The following is a 22,940-nucleotide window of genomic DNA, read 5'->3' as shown; positions in this document are numbered from 1 at the left end:
CGAACGTCGCCGTCTCCGTCTCGGTGAAGCCCGCGTCGGTCGCGGCTCGCCGCAAGAGCCCGTAGTGATCCACGGACGTCATGCTGCCAGGTCTGATTCGACCGGCGGCGGCAGGCGTCCCGTATCCGATCTTCGGCATTACCGGACGTTTCGTCTTCGGCTGACCTGGCCTCACGAGGGCTGCGGTGATCGTCTTGCCTCAGAGCTGATAGGCCGCTGAACTGCGGTGGTGGAGGTGCGCCCGGCAGGATTTCGAACCTGCGGCCTTGGGGCTAGAGGAAGATCGGAGTTGGTGGGTCGACTTGGCTGTACGGATGGCTGTACGGCTACGGCGGAACGACAGTGACTTGCGGCCAGCGTCTGCTGGGGTCATGGCGCGAGAGACGCGCTCGTGAAAGCTCGACCGTGATCCTTCGTGGATTGCGCCGCCATACCCCATCGAGCAGGTCCTCCAGCCCACGCGGGGCACAGACGTGCAGTGTCTCGGCAGAGTCGAGACGCACGGCGACACAGGTAGCGGTTTCGGGCCAGGTGGCCACGGCATCGGCTACGGATCCGAGTGCATCGACTGGACCCGTGCCGAACACGCCCTCGTACCAGATGTGCACCGCGGCTTGGTTGGTCGCCTCCCACGGGACCGCCGGATCATGGCGTCGTAGGAGCTCGGTTGCCGCGACGTCGCTGCCCGGGGTGAGGTCGCTGGCGTCGAAGAATGCAACGTCGACGTCCCGAACGTCCCGGGGGTTGAAGCCGGCTCCATACCGTTGGCCCCAGACGAGATCCCGCAGAACACCCGCCCCTACCCACGCGTCCGGTAGACCAGCTTCCCGCACGGTCGTCAGCACGTTGAGTAGCCACCGACACGACACGATCAGCTCGGCCAATTCGCCCGGTCGGGATGACAGTGCGTTGGCCACACGCCGTTGCGGATCACCCGGGAACTGATTTCCGTTCAAAGTGACGGTGTCGGTCTGCCACATCACGACGGCATCCTCTCACCTTCCCGGCACCACTAGACCGACCTCGTAGGCGCACACGACGAGCTGGGCTCGATCACGGGCCGACAATTTGAGCAGCAGTCTGCTCACGTGGGTCTTCACCGTGTTGAGGCTGACGGTGAAGTGTTCGGCGATCTCCGCGTTCGACCGGCCGGCCGCAACCTGAACCAGCACTTCCCGTTCGCGCTCGGTCAGTTCGTCGAGCGCTCCCGGTGCGGTTGCCAAGGTGTGGCCGGACGTGCTTCGCACGAACTCCGCGACCAGTCGGGTGGTCACCCGTGGGGTCAGCAGGGCCTCACCACCGGCGATGATGCGGATGGCGCTGAGCAGGTCTTCCGGAGGGGTGTCCTTGAGTACGAAACCGCTTGCTCCGGCACGCAGCGCGGCGAAGACGTGCGCGTCCTCACCGAAGGTCGTGACGATCAGCACACGGGCGTCGATGCTGTCGTCGTCGGCGATGTGCCGGGTGGCTTCGAGGCCGTCCATGACCGGCATGCGGATGTCCATGAGCAGGACGTCCGGCCGAAGTGCACGGCTCTGCCGGACCGCCGCGGCACCGTCGGATGCCTCGCCGACCACCGTGAGCCCTGGTGAGGTTTCCAGGAGCACCCGGAATCCGGCTCGTACCAGCGCCTCGTCGTCCACGACCAGGACACGGATCGGCTCGGTAGTGCCGTCGGCGCCGACCGCCGGTTCAGCCACGGCGCTTCCCCTCGCTGCGGTCAGCGTGTGCCGTCCGGCTCGTCGATCGTAGTGGGAACTGAACGCGCACTGCGTAACCACCGTCCGGACATGGGTCGGCCGTGACGGTGCCCTCGTACAACGCGACACGGTCCCGCATCCCGGCCAGGCCGTGTCCGCTGCCGGGCCCGGCCCCGGACGGACCGGCGACGGGGGCGGCGTTGAGCACCGAGATGCTGAGTCCGTCCGGGCCGCTGGTGACCTCGACGGATGTTGTCACCCGGCCGGCGTGGCGGACCACGTTCGTCAGCGCCTCCTGCACGACCCGGTAGGCCGACTCCTCGACCGGTGGTGGTGCGCCGGCCGTCTCGGACAGTGTGAGCGTGATCGGGTAGCCGTCATCGCGGAGATTGTCGACGAGCGACCGGATGTGTGCGAGTGTCGGTCGTTCGACGGCCGGGCCGGCCGTCAGCGCACCCGCCGTGCCCAACGGATTCCCCGAAGCGTCCCGCAACGAGTGCAACACCGCTCGTAACTCGTCCAAAGCGCTGCGGCTGGCCGTCTCGATCGCCGACAGCGCGGCCCGCGCCTCCTCCGGCCGCTGTTCGAGCACCACCCGTGCCACGCCCGATCGGACCGCGATCATGCTCAGCGTGTGCGACACGATGTCGTGGACGTCCGCCGACACCCGGACCCGTTCCTCGGCGCGGACCCGGCGCTCCGCCTCCCGGGCCCGCTCCGCCGTCTCCGCGCGCAGCCGACGCTCCGCCTGTCGACGGGTACCGAACGCGTACCCCACCAACCAGGCGGGAATGGCGAGAACCAGTTGGATCGCGTTCTTCCCGGTGGCCGGGTGCAACTGCATCGCGATCAATTCCGCCGTGGTGACCAGCCCGACCGCGGCCACGCTGGCCCGCAGCGACACCTCGCGCGGAAGCCGATCGGCCACGGTCAGCACCGCGATCCCCAACGCCGGGCCCGCGTTGCTGTGGAACACAGTGAAGCCGACATCGGCCAGCGCCGCCACGGCGAGGACCAGCGACACCGTCACGAGCACCGGTATCGGGACCGCCCGGCGCGCCGCCAGCGGCACGGCCGCGGCGGTGCCGAGGACCAGGATCGCCGCCGTCGGCCCATGTCCGGAACCGCGGAGCAGGACCGGGAGAGTGAACAGTCCGAACGACCCGACGGCCAGAGCGATGTCGAGCAGATCGGGCGATGGCAGATCGGTCCGGCCCAGTCGCATGTGGATCACGCTAGCGAAACGTATCGACGAAGGCGTCATGCGCGAGAATGACCGTGCCGCCTCCGAGGGAGGCCCCGGATCATGCCGGAGAGCGACGCCCGGGCCGGTCGGTGTGGCGCAATGTTCCAGTCATGACAAACCACCGGCTGCAGTTGTCCCGTCCCGCCGTTTTCACCGCGACCGTTTCCGTGATAGCCGGACTGGCCAGCGGAGTCGCGAGGTACCTCCACCGATCCGACACGCTCGAACCACAGATCGCGGGCACTGAGGCGTGGCTGCCGCATCTCGGCGTCCTCGTGGTCGTGACCGTCTGGTTCGCGGTGGCATCCCGCCGTAGCCCGCTCGGCTGGAAAGTGATCTTCGTGCCGCTCGGACGTCCGATGGCAGCACGGATCGGAGCCACATTCCGGTCCGGGGCCGGCGTTCCGGCTTTGCTGCGCTGCCTGGCCGTCGCCTTCCTCGTACTGCTGGAGGTGTACATGGCCTGGCGCATCGGACTGCAGGTCTTCGCCGGGCTGGACCCGAACTTCACCCGCAACGCCTGGGGCGGCCCGTCGTACCCCGGCGCGATGTTCTGCCACTACCTCGACGGTGCCCTGCTGTACCCGATCTGCCACGTCCTGCTCCGGCGAGTCACTGTCCCCGCCACCCGGGAAGAAGGCGTCGCCGCGTGATCGGACGAGGTGAACCCGGGCCACCTACCGAATGCCGATTCGGATAGAGCGGAATTCGGCAATGCAATACGCCGACGGCTTGTCCTCCGTCGACTGATGCGCGACAGCCGTCCACCAACTGTTCTGCGACGCCATGCCGATCGCGCCCTGGCCGTGCGCGACGCGGCGGCGGGAGTTGCCTGGGGAGTACCAGGGTGCTCCGGCCCCTTTCCGCCTGGCGGACGGTCGGTGGCGCGTGGGACGCTCCCGTCATGCGCATCGCCGAGCACATTGCCGCGCTGGACGAGGAAGGCGTCCGACTGGCAGAGGCGGCGGACCGGGCGGGCCTGGACGCACCCGTGCCCACCTGCCCCGGCTGGCAGGTCCGTGATCTGCTGCGCCATGTCAGCGGTGTCCATCGCTGGGCCACGGGTCACGTGATCACGGGACGCCGTCAGCCTTACTCCACTCGCGAGGAGGCGGAGTTCTTCGCCGCAGTCGAGGACGACGAGCTGCTGGACTGGTTTCGCGAGGGCCACCGCGCACTCGTGGACACGCTGGCAGCGGCGGACGAGAGCGTTGAATGTTGGGCGTTTCTGCCCGCGCCCTCGCCGCTGGCGTTCTGGGCACGTCGCCAGGCTCACGAGACCGCAGTACACCGCGCCGATGCCGAGTCGGCTGTCTCCACGGTTCCCTCCTGGGACCCCGCCTTCGCCGCTGACGGCGTCGACGAACTGCTCAGCGGCTTCTTCGGCCGGCCCGGTGGGCGTCTGGTGGCCGATCCACCCCTCAGCATGGCCCTGGCGCCCACTGACATCGACGCCGGATGGACCTTCTACATCGAGCCGGCCGGGCGCCGCCTGGTCGCCGCTGAGATGCCGGCCCAGCTGACCATCGTGGGACCCGCATCCGAGCTCTACCTCCTGCTGTGGAACCGGAACGGGACTGAACGCCTCGAACTACGCGGGGACGCGGCCGTCCTGGACCTCTGGCGGGCACGGGCCACGATCACCTGGCAATGACGCCGTCATCCCGGCGAGGTCAGCCCGTTGCCGCCCACCGTGGTTCCCATCCGCTCGTCGACAGGCCCGGATGGGCGAGACAGGCGGTTCGGAAAGCTGGATGCGACCGGCTTTCGTTCGACCTCTGCATTACAGACGCAGTGGGTTCAGCCAAACCATCGGGCAGGTAGGAGCCGCCTCGACGTCAATACGAGAGCTGTGAGCCACTCCGCCATCGCTCCAACTTCCCGGCCATGGCCCAGATGCTGCCCGGCCTGCTGCTGGAGGCAGCCGCAGTCGGTGGCCTGCGCTCGCCCAGGTGGCGCGGCCTGCCTGCGACACGTCTGGTACCGCCGCCTGGCGTTGGGCGCGGGCGCGGGTGGCGGTGACGGCGGCCGAGGACGTGGAGCAGGCGGCGTGGCTGAGGGCGACCCGCTTCGCGTACGCGCAGAGCTCCGGACGGGGCCGAGGGGGAGTTCCTGGCGGGTAAGCGGCAGGCGGCGCGGTACTTCTACCGGTGTGAGCTGCCGAAGATGGGGGCGCAGTTGGTGCGCCACACAGACAACTCTGTCGCCGTGTCGTGCCGGGCCCGGTGACAATGCTTGCCGGACGGTGATACGACGAGGGTCGAAGGGCGTTGCTGAAGTGGGTCGACGGTTGGGCGGACACGAATGGCCGGTGATGGTCAGTACCGTTCACCTCGGGCGCGGTCGGTACCGGGTCATGCGGCCGGCAAAGCCGCCGGGGTTCGCCGGTCTGTACGAGGGCCGTCTTGGAGCCCAGTTCTGCCTCGACAAGGAAACAGCGATGCTGCTCGCGCTGGCGTGGGGGCTGGCTGCCCGGTCGCCGCACACGATCGTCTATCTTCCCCTACGTCGCGCGACAGTTCCTGACCATCACGGTTGGGGGCGCCCGCTCGACCTGGTGTTGCTGCATCACCGCCTCGCGTTCCCGCCGTCGCGGTGGAAGCAGGTCCGTTCCCGGTTGGGGACGGGTCGGCCACACACCGTCGTCCTACCTGGCGAGGCGTGGCCGGCGCGGTCGACCGATGATCACCGGCGAGTCCGGTATCAAGAGTTCCGCGATCATCTGCGGTGGGACATCGCCGCCGACACGTTGGTGCTCACCGGCAGCCGCGAAGCGTTCGAGTTGGAAGCCGACCAGGTCCGTGCCCTGGCCGAGGAGTGCCCCGCCCATCGCGCTCGCATGCCAGGCACGCACTGTTGCGCCGAGATCGGCATGGGCAGAACCCGCCGCCACCCCGACCGACGCCGGCCGTACGCCGAACTTCATGCCGAATACGCGCAGTGACGTTACTGGATACTGCTTCGATGATCAGGTTCCGGTTCGAGCTGTACCCACTCGACGAGGTGTCGCCGTGGGGCAGGGGCCACCCGGGGCTCCACTGGTTCGGGCTCACCGAGGGCTGGTACTGGCTCGAAGCAGGCGGGCAGAAGCTGCTGCGCGGCGCCCGGGAGGTTCATCCGCATCCCTACGTCGAGTATTACCTGGCCCGGCTCTGGGAAGACGTCATTGCCCTTACACCCGAGGTGCTGGAGCCGGTGCCCGACGATCTGCAGTCGTTCATCGCCTCCCACCCCGAGCAGTGGACGTGTGACCCTCTCGAGTTCGTGGCCGAACCGGATGAGGGACAGACCGACGACGGGAACGCGGACGTGCCCGACCATCCAGTCGTCACGGCCGCGATCTGGCACGGCGAGCATCGCCTGGATTTCGGTTACCTGCGCAATCCTCCCGAGCTCCGATTCTGGCGTACCATCCGTGGCGATCGCGACGAGATCACCATGGATTGGCGGCACGAGGACGACGGCGAGATCGGTTTCACCGCCGACCCCGCAGTCCGACGCAGCGTCCCGACCACCGCTTACCTTGAGGCCGTGCACATCCTCAACCGCGAGCTGATGGACGCCATGGGGCAGCGGGTCGAGGAGCTGGAACGCCGTGGCGGGCTACCTGGCGTGGACCTTGACGTCGTCCATCTGCGGCGGGAACACGAAGACCGGCGGCACTGGTTTGCCAAGAACCTCGATCGCTCCCCGAAGACCGACTGGAACGTTGTCCGCCAAGGTGCCCGCCTGCTGCTCGGCGACGTTCAACGGGCCGACGCCCCGGCGGGCTAGGCATTCCTTCGAGCACCCGACCGGGACATCATCCGCTTATCGGCTAGATGCGGATATCCGATCATGGGAGGTTGGTGGCGTCGTTCCTGCCTCGCTCGAGGTCTTCGGGGGGTACGCGGGACATCAGTAGGTGGACCTAGACTGCGGCTCGTGACGACACCCCCCACTGCGGTCGAGGTGGCCTTCGCGCTGTTGCGGGAGGGCCGTATGGGTGATGCCGAGAACCTCATGACGCGCGAGCTGCAGGCCGTTACTGACAAACACGGTCACGGCAGCCCGGAATGGGCCTCGGCCCAGTGCGACCTCGGCAATGTGCTGCTCAACGCCGATCAGCTCGACCGCGCGATCGAGTGCTACCGGCGTGCCGTCTCCGCGACGCCGCGGGATCACGAGTCCCGCAAGGAGCAGTTGACCTGCCGACTCAATCTGGGCTTGGCGCTGCGCATGGCCGGACGGTTCGACGAGGCCGAGACGGAGTTGCGCCTGGGGGTGCAGGAGCGGCTCGCCTTCTACGGCCGCGAGCACGCCGGGTACGCGTTCGGTCTTGAGCCACTGGCAGACCTGCTGCGGCAGCGTGGCGACGTCGCAGGTGCCCGGCAGGTCGTCGAGGAGGCGGTGGCCAACCTGTGGCGTAACGGGCACGAGCGGGTGGCCTCCGCGTTGGCGCTGCGAGCAGCGATTGTGCACGCCGGTGGCACCGGCGAGCCGCTCTTCGTGGGCCTGGACCAGCTGCCGGACCAGGTCGTCGAGGAGATCGGACGAGTCGTCATTCAGATGCTGGACCACGACGACCCGGCAACCAGGCCCCTGCTCACCTCCCTGGTCGCCGCGTTGGAGGAGCGGCTCGGCATCGACCACCAGGCGACGCTCAATGCCTTGTCCGCACTGGCGAACCTCGGCCGTGATCTCGGTGACCAGGTGGGGCGGGTCGACGCGATCGAGCGCGTGCTCGCTTCGTACGACCGGCAGGGCCGGCAGGAGGAGGCGCTGATGGCGGCGCTCGGCTTGGCTGTGGCGCAGGGCGAAGTCGGCGACGCCCAGGCGGCGCTGGGCACGTACGCGTCGTCGTACGCGAGGGCGGAGCGCATCGGTCGTCCGGAGCTGCGGAGTCAGGTGCTGCGCAACTGGGGTCTGGCGCTGAAGGAGGCCGGCCAGGTGGACCTGGCGGAGCAACGGCTGATCGAGGCAGTGAACCAGGCGCGCCGCGGCGCCGACCATGAGATGGTCGGGCGGGCCTGCATCGCCCTCGGACTGTTCCTTCAGCATGAGGCACGGCTGTCGGAGGCCCGCACGGTCCTGGAGGAGGGCCTGACCGTCATGGATCCCGTACACCCGGACGCGATCATCGGCCGCAGCCACCTCGGTGCGGTTCTGGATGGCCGCACCTGCGGATGCGGCGACATGGCGGGCACGATCGCCGACGCGTTCCGTGGGTTCGTCATCACCAGGCTCCCTGCGGACCTGCTCGACCGCCTCGACGTGGCGATCGTCGACGGCGACTTCAAAATCGACGTGGCACTGCGGCGAGAACCCACCGAGTCCGAACTCGAACGGCTCAACGACGTCTTCCAGACCGCCCACGCGGAGTTCCGCCGCCGGATCAGCGAGCCCCGCTACGCCGGTTGACCGCACGACAGCCGCCGCAGGACCAGGCCGTGCCGGTCGAGGTCCGGACGGGATGCGAGGCTGGACGCGTGGCTTCCCGATCGATGTACGCGTGGACGGCCCTCGGCTGCCCGTCGGCCACCCGGTAGGCACCGTGGACGCGTCGGTGTGTCTGACGACCGGCGAGAGTGCGGTGGAGTGTCACGGAACCGTGCTCACCCTGCGGCAGGCCCATGACAGCCTCGCCCAGGTGGAGATCGTCGCCCGGCTCCTCGGCTCGTACGCTCCGGACGCTCGCCGGCCCCTGACATGGCGCGACGCATGAGCCTGGTGGCAGCGTTCGTACCGATCTGGATCCTCACCGCGGTGGGTTACGCGGCCTGCCGCTGGGGCCTGCTGGGCGAGGCGGCGACGTCGGTGCTCGGCCGGTTCGTGTTCCAGCTCGCGATGCCGGCCGCCCTGTTCCTGGCCCTGGCCCGGATGCCGCTGTCCGGGTTCGCCGGCCGCTCGCTGCTCGCCTTCGGGGTGAGCACCGTCGCGGTCGTCGGGTTCGGGTGGGCCGGCGCGAGCCGGCTGTTCGGTCGCGAGCCCGGGGAACGGCCGATCTGGGGCATGGCCGCCGGGTACGTGAACTCGGCGAACCTCGGCATCCCGATCGCCACGCAGGTTCTCGGCGACGTGTCGTTCCTGGCGGTGGTGGTGCTGCTGCAGGTGCTGGTGGTGGCGCCCGTGATCGTGGTCGCCCTGGACCGGCGCAGCGACCCGGCCGGGCGGGTGCGGGTTCGCCGGGTCGCCTCCCTGCCCGTACGCAATCCGGTGATCCTGGCGTCGCTGCTCGGTGTCGCGTGCTCCGCGGCCGGCCTGCGTCTGCCGTCGGCGGCCGACGCGTCGCTGACGCTGCTTGCGGGCGCCGCGGCGCCCGCCGCCCTGGTCGCGCTCGGCGCGTCGCTGCACCCCACGGCGCCGTCGCGGGCCGAACCGACCGGGCCCGCCGAGCTGGCCGCGATCAGCGCGCTGAAGCTGGTCGCACAACCGGTCATCGCGTACGCGGCCGGGCTGGCCCTGAATCTGTCCGCGCCGCAGTTGCTCGCCGTGGTGGTGTGCGCGGGCCTGCCGACGGCGCAGAACACGTTCATCTTCGCCCAGGAGTACGGCGTCGGTGAGGCGGTGGCCAACCGGGCGGTGGTGGTGACCACGACGCTGTCGCTGGCCACCCTGGCCGCAGCGGCGGCGCTCCTCGGGTAGCCCGGCCATACAGTTCTGCCATGTCCGACGGCCCGTGCCACCGCCCCGATCGACACCTGTCAGCACCTGTCACTCTCGGATCTCCATTTCCGTCACCAGGCCGTTGTCGAGGCGGTAGACGTGCGTGACGGTGTGATCGGCGAGCTTCGCTCCCGCTTTGTCATGGACCACTTGGTGAACGGTGACGGCGATGCGGCCGTCGGCCTCGGTGCGGAACGCGGTCGGTGTGACGGTCGGATCGAGCTGGTCCCACTGCCGGCGCCAGTAGGCACCCACCTGGTCCCGGCCGTGAATGACGCCTCCCTCCCAGCCGTTGGGCCACGACACGTCCGGCGTCATGGCGGCCAGCAGCGTGGGGATTTCGCGCCGGTTGAAGGCCGCGTAGAGGTTCGTGAGCAGGGCCTGGGGAGTGAGGCGTCTCGGCGAATCCATCGAGTCAGCATGGCCCGTGGGCACGACCGCATGAAGTCCTCTTTGCGCTCAGCAGAACGCGCGATCCTCGCCGGAGGCGGACGGTAGGGAGCCGGATCGTCCGAGCGCGCCCGGCAGCTCGACGGATGGAAGCGGGTCGGTGACTGCGCCGACACGGGTGAGCGGCGGGTGCAGTGTTCCTGGTCGGATGACGGCGATCAGGTCAGGGCGAGGTGCGCCCCGGTCACGGTCGTCGCCGGTACGTCTCGGTCGGCGCGGTCGCCTCGGCGGCCTGCCGGCGCAGCGTCTCGATCCACGGGTACGACCCCGGGCTGTCGAGCAGGTGGTCCCAGATCACGCCGAGGGCGAAGGCGTCCCGGCCCCGTACCCCCTCGTGCCGCAGCGTGAAGCCGTCCGGGCCGGAGGTCAGCCGGACCGTACTCGGCTCATCGTCCGGCAGGGTGACGAGCGGATCAGGGAACACCGGCTCGTCGGCCGTGGTCCACGTCCATCGCAGAGTCTCGTCGTCGGCCCGGTCCAGCCGGATCGCCAGGTCACCGGCCGGTAGCACCACCGCCGGGATCTCGACTGGCGTGGGCCGGTGACGGACCACCGTCACCCGGTCCAGGTCGGCGTCGTCATCGTCATCGTCATCGTCCGGCTCGTACGGCGGCGGCAGCATCGCCGCCCGGCCGGACGGACGCGGCACCAGGGACAGCAGGGCCCACTCGGCGGCCGTCGCCGGCTTCTGCTCCCAAACGCGACCACCCGGGCCGGCCAGCACGGTGCGCCGGCGCGACTCCTCGGTCACCGCCCAGATGTGCAGCTCGTGCCGCTCGGGCGGGTCGTCGTCGGTGCGTACCGTCTCGTGCAACCGGTCGCGGGCGTGCACCCGCACACGGATCAGCCCGCGCGGGACGGCGACGTCGGTGAGCGCGTTCGGAGGCCCGCCCATCAGGCCGACGAGCGACAGCAGGCCACTGGGACTCCAGATGGTCGCCTCACTGATGGCGTCCCACCCGCCCTCGACCTCCGCCGGCGGGCCGGGCAGGACCCGCACACGTGCCTCGATCCGGCCCGTGTGGGTGCCGCAGAAACCGGTGAACTGGTACGGCCCGCCGAGGTGCAGAAGACTGTCACCGACCGTGTAGATCGGCATGCCGGTTTCCCCCGGCACTGTCGACACGTCGTACTGGCAGTAGCTGACGGCGATCCGCGTCCAGTCGGACACCGGGCCCTCACCGCGCTGCCCTCCACTGCCCGCATCGGCCATCGCCGGATCGTAGCGCCGTCCTGACCGCACGGTGGGGGCGCCCGGACGGCGGTCCCCACCCGTCGCGGACGATGGCCGGCCCGGCGGGGCGTCGGCCGTGACGGCGCGGCGTCCGCGATGCTGTGGGCGTGAGGTACGTGTCCAGAGTGCCGCGACCGCCGCTGGACGGGCTGATCGACGACCTCTACTACCTGGCGGGTACGCCCCCGTACCCCCGGCTGACGCTGCCGCCGATGCCCGCGGCGCTGCTCATCGTCAACCTCGGGGCGCCGTTCCGCATCCGCGGCGGCACCGACATCGAGACCACCGAGTACGCCGACGGCTGCGTGATCACCACTCCCACCCGCGCCTTCGAGTTCGGCTATCCGTGCCCGACCCGCTCGGTTGGCGTACACGTCAAGCCGTGGGGTCTGGCGCCGTTCCTGCCGATGCCCGCGGCCGAGCTGCGCGACCGGCCGGTGACGCTGGAGCAGGTCTGGGGCCGGCCCGCCGTTGCTGAGCTGCGCGACCGGCTGGCCACGGCGGACGGGCCGCACGAGATGCTGACGCTGCTGGAGGAGGAGCTGACGCGACGGCTGTCCGAGACCACCGGCCTGGGCCTCGTCCGGCATGCGAGCGGCGTCATCGCGGCGACCAGCGGCGCGGTGCCGATCGGCGACCTGAGAACGGCGGCCGGTGTCAGCAGCACCCACCTGGCGCAGCGGTTCAAGGAACTCGTCGGCGTCACACCGAAGCGGCTGGCCCGCACCTACCGCTTCGCCGCCGCCGTGTTCGCGATCGACCCCGCCCGGCCCGTCGACTGGGGCGAGCTGGCAAGCGGCGCGGGCTACTTCGACCAGGCCCACTTCGGCCACGAGTTCCGCGCGTTCACCGGGCTCACACCGACCCGGTACATCGAGGTGCGGCGGCGGTTCCTGCGCGAACACCCCGGCCACGCGATCGACGGCTGGTCGCTGCCGGCCGATTGATTTCCTACAAGAACCGCGGCTCACGGCCCGCTAGCGTGGGGGCACCCGAGGCAGAGGAGAGCCGGCGTGGGCACTGTGGTCCTGTACAGCTCGGTGTCGGTGGACGGCTTCGTCGCGGACGAGAACGACCAGCCCGGCCCGCTGTTCGACTGGTTGACAAGCGGTGACGTCCCGCTGGACGACAGCGGCGCGCTGAAGGTGTCACAGACGTCCCACGACTACGTCCGGCCGTACTGGGACCGGATCGGGGTGACTGTCGTCGGCCGGCACGTCTTCGACCTGACCGACGGCTGGGACGGGACGCCGCCGAGCGGGATCGACCACGTGGTCGTCGTGACCCACCGGCCCGCGCCCGACGGCTGGGACCCTGCGGCGCCGTTCCACTTCGTCGACGGCGTCGAGTCAGCCGTGGCAAGGGCGCAGGAACTCGCGGGGGACCGCATCGTCGAGGTCGCCGCCGGTGACGTCGGAGGCCAGGCGCTCGCCGCGGGCCTGGTCGACGAGGTACGCATGGACGTCGTACCCGTGGTGTTCGGCTCCGGCAAGCGCTACTTCGGGTCGGTGGACGCGCAGCACCTGCTGGAGGATCCGGACGTGGTGATTCAGGGCGATCGGGTGCTGCACCTGCGCTACCGGGTGCGCCGCTGACCGATCCGGGATGATGTCGCCGTGGACTTCCCGCCGCCGCGACTCCGCCCCGCTCGTCTCACCGCGGCCCGAGCCCGGTGCGACCGTCGATCAGCTCGCGGACGACGTCCAGGTGGCCGGCGTGCCGGGCGGTCTCCTCGATGACGTGCAGAACGATCCGCCGCAGGTCGGTGGTCTGCGACGCCAGCGTCTCGTCCAGGTGCCGGCCGGCGGGTGCCGCCGTCAACGGGGCCGCGGCGATGATCCCGTCGGAGACGTCGCACTGGTCGCGGTAGAAGCCGAAGACCTGGGACGGCGATCGAGTCGTGCGCAGTGGTGTGTTCTCGTCCGGCCAGGGCAACGGCTCCACCGAACCACGAAAGACCTCCTGGAACCAGTGGCGCTCCGCATGCCCGAGATGCTCCACCAGCCCGAGCGGCGACCAGCCGGAGGGCAGGACCGGCTTGCGCAGCGAGGCCAGGTCCAGATCGGCCAGGATGGCTCGGACACTGGCACGCTGATACTCGAGGAACTCACACAGCGCGGCCTTCTCCATATCGACCTTTGTCACGCCGGCAGGCTAGCGGCCGGCACCGACAGTTTCGCGGCCCCTTGCAGATGGCGGACAAGGCGCGTACCGATGTTCCCCGGGTGAGGCGCACCGTCAGGTCGTCCGTCCATTGCACCCGACGAGGGCCCTCGCCCCGATCTTGATCCACAAGCGAGATGCTTCTCGACGTCCGGCCGTACGCGGTTGACACGTCCAGGTCGGGAGGGGCAAGGTTGTGGTCGGCCACGCGCACCGCGTGGGCACTCTGCATGAGGGAATGACGCCTGTGATCCGGGTAGGCCGAGCGGCCGCCTGAGTGTCGGCCACGCGACGGATGACCGCCGCGTGCCTGCGACACGGCGGGGCGGCCCGACGTTTCTTCCGCCCGTCGCAGCTTCTCTCATGCATCGAGGTTCCCGTTGAGCATGGATGCCCGCATCCAACAATCAGTCGTCGTCAACCTGTCGCGCCGGCCCGCGCCGGTCGAGGTGGGGCCGTTCGTGATCGGGCTGGACCCGACAACGGCCAGCCCGTACGTCAACTACGCGACGCCGCGTCCCGGCGCCGCCGTCACCGCGGCCGACGTCGCCGCCCTGGTCGCGGCGTTCCACGCCGCCGACCGCAAACCCCGCCTGGAGTACGTCACCAGCTGCGCCCCCGATCTGGAGGCGCTGCTGACCGCCGCCGGCTTCACCGTGGAGGCCCGGCACACCTACCTGGTCTGCGTGCCGGACACGCTGGCGTCCCCACCCGTGCCGGACCACCTGAGGCTGTGCGAACCGAGTGCCGACTCCCAGCGCGCCGCGCTGATCAGCGTGCAGAACGAGGCGTTCGGCGACGATCCGGTCGCCTCCGAGGCCGACGTGGCTCGCCTGCGGCGTCAGCAGGACGCCGGCGGCGTGGTCGTCACGGCCGTCACCGAGGACGGTGACTGCGCGGGCGGCGGCGGTGCGGCGGCGCCCGTCGGCGCGGTCAGCGAGGTGGCCGGCATCGCCGTCCGCGCGTCCTACCGCCGCCGGGGACTGGCGTCCGCCATCACCGCCGACGTCACCCGGCGGCTGTTCGGCGCCGGTGCGGAGGTCGCCTGGCTGGAGGCCGGTGGCGGGGATTCGTGGCGGGTCTACGAGCGCGTCGGCTACCGGCCCGGCGGGCAACGGCTCTACACAGCGGTGAACTGAGCCCCGGCGAGGCGGCCCGGGCTGAGGTTCGACAACCGAGGCCCGGGCCGCGCGCTCCGGGTACACCTGGGCGGTGATCCTCATTCAGCGGGTCCGCGTCCGGTGGACCGCCGCCGCCCGCGGTTCGCCGGCGGCGATCGCCCGCCCCGGCCGCTTCCGGACGCCGAGCTGGTCGTCCACGACGTGCTCGCCGACCAGGAGGTCGGCTACGAACACCGGGAAGGGGTACGCGCCGGAGGCGTCGCGCTGGCCCGCGAGGTCGGACTGTGGCTCGGGCACGACCGGGCGTCGGGCGCCTTTCGGGTACGGCGAGCCGGACCGCGACGTCGACCACCGTGTCCGGCTGTACGGGGGAGTACGCGCGCGGCGATGAGTGAGAAGCCTCCTGACCGCGCGGGGCGCCGCTAGCTGTCGAACCAGACGACGAGCCGTACGTCGTCGTCGCCGTACCGCTCGGCAAGCTCGCGCATGCGGTCGAGCAGCGCGCGTAGCTGCGGGTCGGCGCGCAGCACATCACCGTGGGTCAGGCGCTCCACCCGCCACATCCGGTCGCCCGCCCGCCATTCGGTTCCCTCCGGGTAGCTGCTGCCCCGGTGGTCCGCGTGCTCGCCGGCCACCTCGCGCCAGGCTCGTCCGTGGTGTCCGGCCTTGCCCACGAAGCGCGGCCCCTGGCTCGTCAGCTCGTACTCATGGATCCGGTCGTCCACACGGGGCGCCTGCGCGCTCCAGTCGACGGATGCCAACTGCGCCCACGTCGCCCAGGTGTGGTCGGTTTCGCCGTCCGCGAGGAGAGCGCGCAGGTCGGTGCCGGCGTCGTCCGGCACGCCACGGCCGGGCGCGACCGGCTCGAAGCCGGCGTAGTTGCGCACACCGAACAGCAGCCCGAAGGCGTCGTAATGGCGAGGTAGCGCATCCAGGCCGACGTCGGCCAGCCTCCAGGGCGAACCCGGACCGTGCGGCCGGATCTCCACCCCACCGGCGATGTCGGTACCCACGTCACCCACCTTGCAGCCGAGATGGTGCCCGCCACCGGACCATTCGGAACGACGGCGCGGTGTCACGAACGCGGCGTCCGATCCCCGCCGGACATGCGACCCATTGTCGACCAGGCTCTCCACCATGAACAACGCACTTGACGGCAAGGTAGCTCTCGTCACCGGTGGTGGCCGTGGCATCGGCGCGGCGGACGGATCGTCAACATCGGCAGCAACACGGCCGAGCGGGCGGTCTTCCCGGGCTTCTCGCTCTACGCGATGAGCAAGACCGCCCTGATCGGCCTGACCAAGGCGCTCGGGCGCGAACTCGGCGGTCGAGCGATCACGGTGAACCTGGTGAACCCCGGTGCCACGGACACCGAGCTGAACCCGGCCGACGGCCCGAACGCGGACACGATCAACGGGTTCACCGCCCTCTGCCACTTCGCGCAGCCGGTCGACGTGGCCGCCGCCGTGGCGTTCCTGGCCGGCCCGGACGGGCGTTACGTCACCGGCGCGACGGTGAACGTCGACGGCGGATTCACCATCTGACCATCGTGACGGCCCCGAAGGACGTCGACGGCCTGCCACCGGACGGCGGCGCGGCGGCTAGGCTGTGCCGGTGCAGAAGGCGGTGTGCCGGGGTGACCGTCGTGGCTGATGCGGACGATGTCCGTCGGGTGGCGCTGTCGCTGCCGCACGTGGTCGAGATCGACAGTGACGGCTTCGACTTCCGGGTCGCCGGCAAGGGGTTCGTCTGGTCGTATCCCGAGCGCACGTCCGGTAGGCCGCGGCGCATCCGCACCGACATCGCCGTGCTGTACGTGGGCGACGAGGCGGAGAAGCAGGCCCTGCTCCTCGGCGAGCCCGACCTGTTCTTCACCACCCCCGCGTATGACGGGCTACCCCTGGTCATGCTGCGGCTGGCGCACGTCGGCGTCGAGCGCCTGACGGAACTGGTCACCGACGCGTGGCGGATGCGTGCCCCCGACTTGTCGACCGGTGACCCCGACGAGGGCGCCGGCGCGTGACGCCGGCCGTTACGACGACGAACCACCGCCGGCCGCCCGCTGTCCGTCGAGGATCTGCTCCCGGAGGATGTCCGCGTGCCCGCAGTGCTGGGCGAGTTCGCGCAGGACGTGGAGGTACACCCAGCGCAGCGGAAGCGGGCCCCGCCGGTGCCCGGTGAGGACGTCGTCCAGGCCCCGCGTGGAGGTCGCCCGGCGTGACGCGTCGCGGGCGTCGCGGTATGCCCGCCGGACGCCGGCGATCGTGTCGCCGTCGTCGAGGAGGAACGAGTCCTCCGACCGCTCCGGGATGCCGATCTCGGCTCGCGACCGGCCCGTGACGGCCTCGTCGAACCAGACCTTCTCGACGAAGGCCGCGTGCTTCACCAGACCCAGCAGCGTGGTCCGGGAGGACACCAGCGATCGGCGCGCCTGTTCCTCGGTCAGTCCGTCCAGGCAGCGGTCGAGCGCGTCGCGCTGCTCGTCGAGGAACGCCTCGAACTGGGCCTGCGCCGGCTGTGCGACGACCTCGGCGGAGAAGGTGGGCGGGAAGGACGGCATGGACGAAGCATCCCAGATCGACGCCCGCCGCCCGGCGGACAATCGCCGGACCGGTGTCGCGGGTGTCCACGTGCGGCCGGATGAGCGCGGGTGTCTTAGGCGGGTCGCTGACGTGCCGCGACGATCTCGGCATGGTGGGCGACCGCCCAGTCGGCCAGCGCGGAGAGCGGCTCCAGCAGGCTGACCCCGAGTGGCGTCAGCCGGTACTCGACGCTCGGCGGCACCGTCGGAAACACCTCACGTTCGACCAGGCCGTCGCTTTCCAGCGCGCGCAGTGTCCGGGTGAGCATGCGTGGGCTGATGCCCTCCACGGCGCGGTGCAACTCGTTGAACCGGTGCGGATGCCGGCCGAGCAGGGTGATCAGCAACAGCGTCCACTTGTCGCTCACCCGCCGCAGCAGGTCGGTGACCGGGCAGCGATCGTAATCGCCGGCCGGAACCGGCATCGGCAGTCGATAATCGCGCAGCGAGGCACTCACATCAATGTTACCTGTGGACATGAAAGTGCCTTCTTTCGCCTCCGCCGGCCTGCTGCCCAGGATGAGGCAGGCCGATGAGCAAACGATAGAGGGGGCGACGTGGGCGTCGTGGTGGTCAGTGGCGGGACGAACGGGATGGGGCGTGCGTTCGCCCTGGGGCGGGCCGAACGTGGCGACCGCGTCCTGGTGCTCGGCCGCAGCCGTGAACGTGGCGGAGCGATGGCCGGCGGCCTGATCGCCTTCCTTCCCGTCGATCTGTCCAGCACGGCCGAGACGCGGCAGGTCATCGAGCACATCCTCGGCGAGTACCAGGTCGTGGACGCGTTGGCGTTGTTCGCCAATGCTGTGGCGCCCCGTCGCATCGAGACGGTGGAGGGACTGGAGCGCACGTTCGCGCTCTACTACGTCAGTCGCTACCTGCTCAGTTTCGGTCTGCGTCCGGCCCTGGACCGGGCGACCGCGCCGGTGATCGTGAACGTCGCCGGTGTCGGCGTCACGAAAGGCGCGGTGCGCTGGACGGATCCACAGATGACGGCGGGCTACTCGGCCGTCGCCGCGCAGTTGCAGGCCGGGCGGGCCAACGATCTGCTCGGCGTGGGCTTCGCCCAGCGGTCCGGCAGCCGGGCCCGATACGTGCTCTACCATCCCGGGTTCACCAGGAGCGGTGACCGTAGCGCGCTCCCGTTCGTGGTACGGGGGCTGCTCGCGGTGGCGGCGGCGGTCGCCGCCCGGTCCGTCGCGGACGCGGTGGCGCCGATTCACCAGTTCCTGGACGCGCCGCCGACCGCGCCGGTGACCGCCGTCGACCGGGGGAAGCGACTTCCGCCCGGTTTCCCGACCCTCGACCCCCATGACGCCGAGCGGTTGATGGACCTCACGGAGAGGCTGCTGCGGTGAGGTGCCGCGCCGACGCTACGGCCGGAAGTAGTCGGACATCATGCCGCTGACCCACTCCGGCTGCCTGACGTCGGCGGGGACGAACTCCTTCAGCACCGGCTTCAGGTCGATCACGGGCGTGCCCGACACCGCGTCGAGCCCCACCACCGTCAGTTCCCGGCCGTCGACGGACTCGATCCGGCAGCACGTCACGCCGATCCGGTTCGGCCGGCGCGGCCCACGACCGGCGAACACGCCCATCGGCGGCAGGTCGGCCCGGCCCCGGTAGGGGCGGGGCTCGCGGTGGTCGCCGCCGTCCGGGAAACCGTCGAAGACGAACAGCACCTCCACATGGGAGAACCCGTCCAGGCCCTGTAGACACGCCTCGCCGAAGCGCTCGTCGACGACGACGGTGCTGCGGACCGCACCCCAGTTGTCGCTGTGCTGGATGTCCGTCCGGTCGTTGCGGACCGTACCGATGGGGGTGATCTCGAAACTGGGCATGCCCGGAGAGTAGTTCCGCGTGGCTCGCCTCGGGGCCCACGAGCCGGACCGCCGCCGCTAGGCTCGTGATCATGGACATTCTCCGATACGCCGCGTTCACCGCCGACCCCGCCGGTGGCAACCCGGCCGGTGTCGTGCTGGACGCCACCGGAGCGGGCGACGCGGAGATGCAGCAGGTGGCGGCCGAGGTCGGCTACTCCGAGACGGCGTTCCTCGTGCCCGCCGGCGGGGGCGGGCGGTTCACCGTCCGCTACTTCAGCCCCAAGGCGGAGGTGCCGTTCTGCGGACACGCCACGATCGCGTCGGCGGTCGCGTACGCGCAGCGGCACGGCCCCGGTGTGCTCCACCTGGACACCCGCGCCGGGCTGGTCGAGGTCGCCACGAGCGTGCAGGCCGACGGCGCCACCACCGCCACGCTGACGAGCGTCGCGCCGCGTACCGTACCCCTTGCCGCGGACGACCTGGCGGCGCTGCTCGCCGCGTTGCGCTGGTCGCCGGACGATCTCGACGCGACGCTGCCGCCGCGTGTCGCGTACGCCGGGGCCTGGCATCCGATCGTGGCCGGCGCGACCCGGCAGCGCCTGGCGGACCTGGACTACGACATGGCGGCGTTGAGCGCGCTGATGGCCGAACGGGACTGGACGACGATCGACCTCGTGCACCGCGAGTCCCCGCTGGTGTTCCACGCGCGCAACCCGTTCCCGCCCGGCGGCGTGGTCGAGGACGCCGCGACCGGCGCGGCGGCGGCCGCGTTCGGCGGTTACCTGCGCGAGCTGGGCCTGGTGCGGCCGCCCGCGACGGTGACCGTGCGGCAGGGCGAGGACATGGGCCGCCCGAGCCTGCTCACCGTCGGCATCCCCGCCGGGGACGGCGCCGGGATCGCGGTGACCGGCACCGCCGTGCCCATCCCGGAGGACGCCGGATGAGGCCGGACCACGACGACGGCTTCGCCGAGCAGCTTCGGCAGGGGGCACACAGCGTCGCATCCGGGGCGGCTCATTCGTAGTACGGGTGAGAGGCGGCCGCACCGGGCCGCCCGGACAAGGGAGTCATGGCATGCCGCGGTACCTGATCTCGTTCAACGACGGCGCGATGGACCACATCCCCGCCGAGGAGATCCCCCAGGTGGGCAAGGAGACGCACGCCGTCGTCCAGGAGGCCGTGAACGCCGGTGTGTTCGTGTACGGCACCGGGCTCGAACGCCAGCAGGCGACCATCGTGGGTACGGACGGTGCGGTCACCGACGGACCGTTTCCCGAGACCAAGGAGGTCATCGGTGGGTTCGTGATCGTGGACGTGGCCTCCCATGAGGACGCGCTGAAGTGGGCCGCCAAGTTCGCCGCATCGTGCCGCTGCGCGCAGGAGGTCCGCGAGATCATGCCCGACCCCGAGACGGAGGCGATTCTCCGCGCGGCCGGTAAGTGACAGGTCCGAAGCCGACGCGATGACGGGGTGGGCGTGGCACCCGGACGGAGGCCACGCCCACCATGATCGATAGCCTCGTGCGGTGAAACGTGAACTCGCCGCACTCTCCCTGCTGTTCGTCGTCTCCGCGTGCGCGCCCGCGGACCCCGCGCCGTCGTCGTCCGCCACCTCGTCGTCGTCCGCCGCGGCGTCCTCGGCCGCTCCTCAGGCCGGCTCGACCGCGCCCGCGGACAAGGTCGCGGCCGGTGCGTGCAACATGGTGGCCCGGGTGGTCGAGCAGCAGGACGTCCGTTTCACCTCGAACTCGCCGATCGCCATGCGTGCCCGCAAGGCGGCCGACCCGGGCGTCCGGGACGCCGGCGAACGACTGGCGGTGGCGGCGAAGGAATCCGGGGACATGTTCGTCCGTAACGACCCGAACGCGGACACCGGCCCGGTCGACGCGCGCATGGCCGAGGCGCAGCGCGGGCTCCTCACCGCGTGCACGGAGCTGTTCGGCCCGCAGCCGTGGCCGTTCGCCCCGTCGCCGACACCGTCCTCCTGAGCGGGGCGGCGCGCGGCGCTCCTGTGGTGGTCCAGCCTCATGCCTGGCCGGCGGCCTGAGCGATGGCGAGCGTGTGCTGGTACTCGCGCCAGTGGGCCAGCTTACCGTCCCGGGTCCGCAACACCCCGATGAATGGCGCGGATCCGGTCGCCCCGGTCACCGTGTGCGTGCCGACGAGTTCGTACTCGACCACGATCACCTCGGGATCCGCCGTCTCGTGTACGACCACGCCGCGGCAGTCGTCGAACCGCACCGGGAACACCGCCCGGCCCGCCCGCGTGTAGTCGAGAACGGGTTGCTTCCCCTCGGTGCGCGTCGGCTGGCCGGGCGCGGCGAAGGGCGTCTCGACCACCACGTCGTCGGCCAGCGAATCCGCGTCGAAGGCGGGCAGACCGGCCAGCCATCTGGCGCGCATGCTCTCGAAGATCTCCTGTGGTGTCATGCCGGCCTCCGAGATAATGAGTCGTCACTCGACTTGTGTTCGTGAGAATAATGAGTGGAGGCTCATTTTGGTAGAGGGTCCGCCGCTGCGCGCCGACGCGCAACGCAACAGGGCACGCATCCTGGACGCCGCCGAGGCGGTCTTCGCCGAGTTCGGCACCCGTACCTCCACCGAGCAGGTGGCCCGCAGGGCGGGCGTTGCCATCGGCACGGTATTCCGTCATTTCCCCACCAAGGAGGACCTGCTCGTCGCGCTCATGAAGCGACTGCTCGCACAGCTCGCCGACGAGGCGGGACGACACGACCTCTTCGGGTTCTTCAGATACACGGTGGCGCAGGCCGCCGCTAAGAAGACCGTAGTCGAACTGCTTGCCGGATCCGGGGTGGACATCCGGCTTCCGGACGCCGTGGGTCACCTGGAGGAGGCGGTGGGCAGGCTGCTGGAACAGGCCCAGGCCGCCGGAACCGTCGCCGGCTCGGTACGGCTACCCGAAGTGATGGCGCTGCTCACCGGCATGTGCCAGGGCGCACTGCACGGGGGCTGGGACGAGCATCTGCAAGCCCGGACGCTGGCTGTCGTCTTCGCCGGCTTCGAGCGCGGCTGACGGTCCGGCGTGGACACGCCGCGGTGAACCGCGATAAACCGGTTGGTCCGCCCCGGCGAGCGCTGCTAGCTTGCCGGTGGCCGTGCCGGAGAACGAGGGAGGTGGTACCCGTGACCGCAGTATCGACATGGGTGCTCCCCTCGGGGGTCACGGCCGGGCGATAGGTCGTCCGGGAGCGCCGTCGCACTCCCGAGAGGCACGACCATGCGCTTCACCTCCGAACAACGCCTCGCCGGCGACGTCCGCGAACGCGAGTTCACCCTCGGCGGGATCCCCGGCCTCCTGTGGACACCAGCGTCCGCGTCCGCGCCGGTCCCGCTGATCCTGCTCGGCCACCCCGGCGGACTGCGCCGGATGTATCCCCGCCTGCTTGCTCGGGCGGAGGGCTGCGTCGCGCAGGGCTTCGCGGCCGCCACCGTCGAACTGCCCGGCAGCGGCGACCGGCCCGCGTCCGCCGCCGCCGAGCAGGCCCGCGCCGACCTGCGCCGGGCACTCGCGGCGGGGGAGCCGGTCGCCGGCGAGGTCGTCGACCGGCTCGTCCTGCCGCTCGTGGAGAAGGCGGTCCCGGAGTGGCGGGCCACCCTCGACGCCCTGCTCGCGCTGCCCGGGATCGGCGGCCCGGTCGGCTACGCCGGCGGCGTGATCTCGATCGGCGTACGGCTGGCGCTCGTCGAACCCCGCATCGTGGCGGCGCTCCTGTTCGCCGGGAGCTTCGTGCCGCGCGCCATCGTCGAGGAGGCCCGGCGGGTCACCATCCCGCTGCACGTCCTGCTCCAGTGGGACGACGAGGGCAACGACCGGCAGATGGCACTGGACCTGTTCGACGCCTTCGGCTCGGCGGAGAAGACGCTGCACGCCAACATGGGCGGCCACACCGGCGTGCCGTGGTTCGAGGGGGAGCCCGCGAACCGGTTCTTCGCCCGGCACCTGAGGTAGGGCAGGGACGT

Annotated in this window: 28 protein-coding genes and 1 pseudogene; 17 read left to right on the top strand and 12 right to left on the bottom strand. The window is 70.6% G+C overall.

From position 1 onward, the window contains the following. Positions 1–326: 326 nt before the first annotated feature. From OC439_RS24595 to OC439_RS24585, 3 genes are read right to left on the bottom strand one after another with little or no spacing between them, the layout of a single operon-like run. A complete protein-coding gene (locus tag OC439_RS24595) occupies positions 327–980 on the bottom strand; it encodes a nucleotidyltransferase family protein (RefSeq protein ID WP_262015505.1) in 654 nt (217 codons plus the stop codon). A gap of 15 nt (positions 981–995) precedes the next feature. Further along, the gene (locus tag OC439_RS24590) at positions 996–1,700 is read right to left on the bottom strand and encodes a response regulator (RefSeq protein ID WP_262015499.1); all 705 of its coding nucleotides are present in this window, start codon (positions 1,698–1,700) and stop codon (positions 996–998) included. Next, positions 1,693–2,925 carry a sensor histidine kinase gene (locus OC439_RS24585; RefSeq protein ID WP_262015498.1) on the bottom strand — a complete coding sequence of 411 codons (1,233 nt, stop codon included), beginning with the start codon at positions 2,923–2,925 and terminating at the stop codon, positions 1,693–1,695. The genes OC439_RS24590 and OC439_RS24585 overlap by 8 nt, the downstream gene beginning before the upstream one ends. A 131-nt stretch (positions 2,926–3,056) precedes the next feature. On the opposite strand from OC439_RS24585, the gene OC439_RS24580 reads away from it, so the two are divergent. The 6 genes from OC439_RS24580 to OC439_RS24555 all read left to right on the top strand — a co-directional run bounded on the left by OC439_RS24580 (position 3,057) and on the right by OC439_RS24555 (position 9,570). Beyond that, positions 3,057–3,599, top strand: a complete 543-nt coding sequence (locus tag OC439_RS24580; protein ID WP_262015497.1) for a hypothetical protein — start codon at positions 3,057–3,059, stop codon at positions 3,597–3,599. 251 nt (positions 3,600–3,850) lie between these two features. Beyond that, the gene (locus OC439_RS24575) at positions 3,851–4,600 is read left to right on the top strand and encodes a maleylpyruvate isomerase family mycothiol-dependent enzyme (RefSeq protein WP_262015496.1); all 750 of its coding nucleotides are present in this window, start codon (positions 3,851–3,853) and stop codon (positions 4,598–4,600) included. Positions 4,601–5,386: 786 nt separating this feature from the next. Continuing rightward, positions 5,387–5,890: a hypothetical protein gene (locus OC439_RS24570; RefSeq protein ID WP_262015495.1), complete on the top strand. Its 504-nt coding sequence runs from the start codon at positions 5,387–5,389 to the stop codon at positions 5,888–5,890. Positions 5,891–5,910: 20 nt separating this feature from the next. After that, positions 5,911–6,720, top strand: a complete 810-nt coding sequence (locus OC439_RS24565; protein ID WP_262015494.1) for a DUF5984 family protein — start codon at positions 5,911–5,913, stop codon at positions 6,718–6,720. Positions 6,721–6,870: 150 nt separating this feature from the next. Next, the gene (locus tag OC439_RS24560) at positions 6,871–8,346 is read left to right on the top strand and encodes a tetratricopeptide repeat protein (protein ID WP_262015493.1); all 1,476 of its coding nucleotides are present in this window, start codon (positions 6,871–6,873) and stop codon (positions 8,344–8,346) included. 300 nt (positions 8,347–8,646) lie between these two features. Further along, complete coding sequence (locus tag OC439_RS24555; protein ID WP_262015492.1) at positions 8,647–9,570, top strand: AEC family transporter; 924 nt, start codon at positions 8,647–8,649, stop codon at positions 9,568–9,570. Between the two features lie 69 nt (positions 9,571–9,639). Here the strand turns inward: OC439_RS24555 and OC439_RS24550 are convergent, their stop codons facing one another. Both OC439_RS24550 and OC439_RS24545 read right to left on the bottom strand, forming a co-directional pair. Further along, complete coding sequence (locus tag OC439_RS24550) at positions 9,640–10,002, bottom strand: nuclear transport factor 2 family protein (protein WP_262015491.1); 363 nt, start codon at positions 10,000–10,002, stop codon at positions 9,640–9,642. Positions 10,003–10,225: 223 nt separating this feature from the next. Beyond that, a complete protein-coding gene (locus tag OC439_RS24545; protein ID WP_262015490.1) occupies positions 10,226–11,254 on the bottom strand; it encodes a hypothetical protein in 1,029 nt (342 codons plus the stop codon). Between the two features lie 128 nt (positions 11,255–11,382). Between OC439_RS24545 and OC439_RS24540 the strand changes: the two genes are divergently transcribed. Together OC439_RS24540 and OC439_RS24535 are read left to right on the top strand one after the other, a co-directional pair. After that, the gene (locus tag OC439_RS24540; RefSeq protein ID WP_262015489.1) at positions 11,383–12,222 is read left to right on the top strand and encodes an AraC family transcriptional regulator; all 840 of its coding nucleotides are present in this window, start codon (positions 11,383–11,385) and stop codon (positions 12,220–12,222) included. 66 nt (positions 12,223–12,288) lie between these two features. Then, positions 12,289–12,870, top strand: a complete 582-nt coding sequence (locus OC439_RS24535; protein ID WP_262015488.1) for a dihydrofolate reductase family protein — start codon at positions 12,289–12,291, stop codon at positions 12,868–12,870. Between the two features lie 58 nt (positions 12,871–12,928). Here the strand turns inward: OC439_RS24535 and OC439_RS24530 are convergent, their stop codons facing one another. Then, the gene (locus tag OC439_RS24530; protein ID WP_262015487.1) at positions 12,929–13,420 is read right to left on the bottom strand and encodes a DinB family protein; all 492 of its coding nucleotides are present in this window, start codon (positions 13,418–13,420) and stop codon (positions 12,929–12,931) included. A 404-nt stretch (positions 13,421–13,824) separates the two neighbouring features. On the opposite strand from OC439_RS24530, the gene OC439_RS24525 reads away from it, so the two are divergent. After that, complete coding sequence (locus tag OC439_RS24525; RefSeq protein WP_262015486.1) at positions 13,825–14,577, top strand: GNAT family N-acetyltransferase; 753 nt, start codon at positions 13,825–13,827, stop codon at positions 14,575–14,577. A gap of 84 nt (positions 14,578–14,661) precedes the next feature. Here OC439_RS24525 and OC439_RS24520 read toward each other — a convergent pair whose 3' ends face one another. Together OC439_RS24520 and OC439_RS24515 are read right to left on the bottom strand one after the other, a co-directional pair. Next, a complete protein-coding gene (locus OC439_RS24520) occupies positions 14,662–14,856 on the bottom strand; it encodes a hypothetical protein (protein WP_262015485.1) in 195 nt (64 codons plus the stop codon). Between the two features lie 125 nt (positions 14,857–14,981). Further along, positions 14,982–15,572, bottom strand: a complete 591-nt coding sequence (locus OC439_RS24515) for a hypothetical protein (RefSeq protein ID WP_262015484.1) — start codon at positions 15,570–15,572, stop codon at positions 14,982–14,984. Between the two features lie 180 nt (positions 15,573–15,752). On the opposite strand from OC439_RS24515, the pseudogene OC439_RS24510 reads away from it, so the two are divergent. Then, positions 15,753–16,103 (top strand): annotated as a pseudogene (locus OC439_RS24510) (SDR family oxidoreductase); the annotation flags it as partial. A gap of 101 nt (positions 16,104–16,204) precedes the next feature. Next, positions 16,205–16,582: an MmcQ/YjbR family DNA-binding protein gene (locus OC439_RS24505; RefSeq protein WP_262015483.1), complete on the top strand. Its 378-nt coding sequence runs from the start codon at positions 16,205–16,207 to the stop codon at positions 16,580–16,582. Positions 16,583–16,591: 9 nt separating this feature from the next. Here the strand turns inward: OC439_RS24505 and OC439_RS24500 are convergent, their stop codons facing one another. Further along, complete coding sequence (locus OC439_RS24500) at positions 16,592–17,119, bottom strand: DinB family protein (RefSeq protein WP_262015482.1); 528 nt, start codon at positions 17,117–17,119, stop codon at positions 16,592–16,594. A gap of 95 nt (positions 17,120–17,214) precedes the next feature. Beyond that, a complete protein-coding gene (locus OC439_RS24495; RefSeq protein WP_262015481.1) occupies positions 17,215–17,619 on the bottom strand; it encodes a winged helix-turn-helix transcriptional regulator in 405 nt (134 codons plus the stop codon). 78 nt (positions 17,620–17,697) lie between these two features. Between OC439_RS24495 and OC439_RS24490 the strand changes: the two genes are divergently transcribed. Beyond that, positions 17,698–18,495: an SDR family NAD(P)-dependent oxidoreductase gene (locus tag OC439_RS24490; protein WP_262015480.1), complete on the top strand. Its 798-nt coding sequence runs from the start codon at positions 17,698–17,700 to the stop codon at positions 18,493–18,495. Positions 18,496–18,510: 15 nt separating this feature from the next. On the opposite strand, the gene OC439_RS24485 is transcribed toward OC439_RS24490, so the two are convergent. Beyond that, positions 18,511–18,978 (bottom strand): SAM-dependent methyltransferase, encoded by a 468-nt coding sequence (locus tag OC439_RS24485; RefSeq protein WP_262015479.1) that lies wholly within the window; start codon positions 18,976–18,978, stop codon positions 18,511–18,513. A 71-nt stretch (positions 18,979–19,049) separates the two neighbouring features. Between OC439_RS24485 and OC439_RS24480 the strand changes: the two genes are divergently transcribed. The 3 genes from OC439_RS24480 (at position 19,050) to OC439_RS24470 (ending at position 20,947) form a co-directional block, all read left to right on the top strand. Beyond that, positions 19,050–19,904, top strand: coding sequence for a PhzF family phenazine biosynthesis protein (locus OC439_RS24480; protein ID WP_262015478.1), 855 nt, complete (start codon positions 19,050–19,052; stop codon positions 19,902–19,904). Between the two features lie 130 nt (positions 19,905–20,034). Next, positions 20,035–20,403 carry a YciI family protein gene (locus OC439_RS24475; protein ID WP_262015477.1) on the top strand — a complete coding sequence of 123 codons (369 nt, stop codon included), beginning with the start codon at positions 20,035–20,037 and terminating at the stop codon, positions 20,401–20,403. Positions 20,404–20,485: 82 nt separating this feature from the next. Further along, positions 20,486–20,947, top strand: coding sequence for a hypothetical protein (locus OC439_RS24470; RefSeq protein ID WP_262015476.1), 462 nt, complete (start codon positions 20,486–20,488; stop codon positions 20,945–20,947). A gap of 37 nt (positions 20,948–20,984) precedes the next feature. Here the strand turns inward: OC439_RS24470 and OC439_RS24465 are convergent, their stop codons facing one another. Then, positions 20,985–21,389 carry a nuclear transport factor 2 family protein gene (locus tag OC439_RS24465; protein ID WP_262015475.1) on the bottom strand — a complete coding sequence of 135 codons (405 nt, stop codon included), beginning with the start codon at positions 21,387–21,389 and terminating at the stop codon, positions 20,985–20,987. Between the two features lie 67 nt (positions 21,390–21,456). On the opposite strand from OC439_RS24465, the gene OC439_RS24460 reads away from it, so the two are divergent. Together OC439_RS24460 and OC439_RS24455 are read left to right on the top strand one after the other, a co-directional pair. After that, positions 21,457–21,993 (top strand): TetR/AcrR family transcriptional regulator, encoded by a 537-nt coding sequence (locus OC439_RS24460; RefSeq protein WP_262015474.1) that lies wholly within the window; start codon positions 21,457–21,459, stop codon positions 21,991–21,993. Between the two features lie 204 nt (positions 21,994–22,197). Next, a complete protein-coding gene (locus OC439_RS24455) occupies positions 22,198–22,929 on the top strand; it encodes an alpha/beta hydrolase (RefSeq protein WP_262015473.1) in 732 nt (243 codons plus the stop codon). Positions 22,930–22,940: the final 11 nt, after the last annotated feature.

This window comes from Micromonospora sp. Mcm103 (assembly GCF_024519755.1).
Lineage (GTDB): Bacteria > Actinomycetota > Actinomycetes > Mycobacteriales > Micromonosporaceae > Micromonospora > Micromonospora aurantiaca.
Note: the sequence above shows the minus strand (reverse complement) of the source record. Positions and strands in the feature narration are given on the sequence as shown.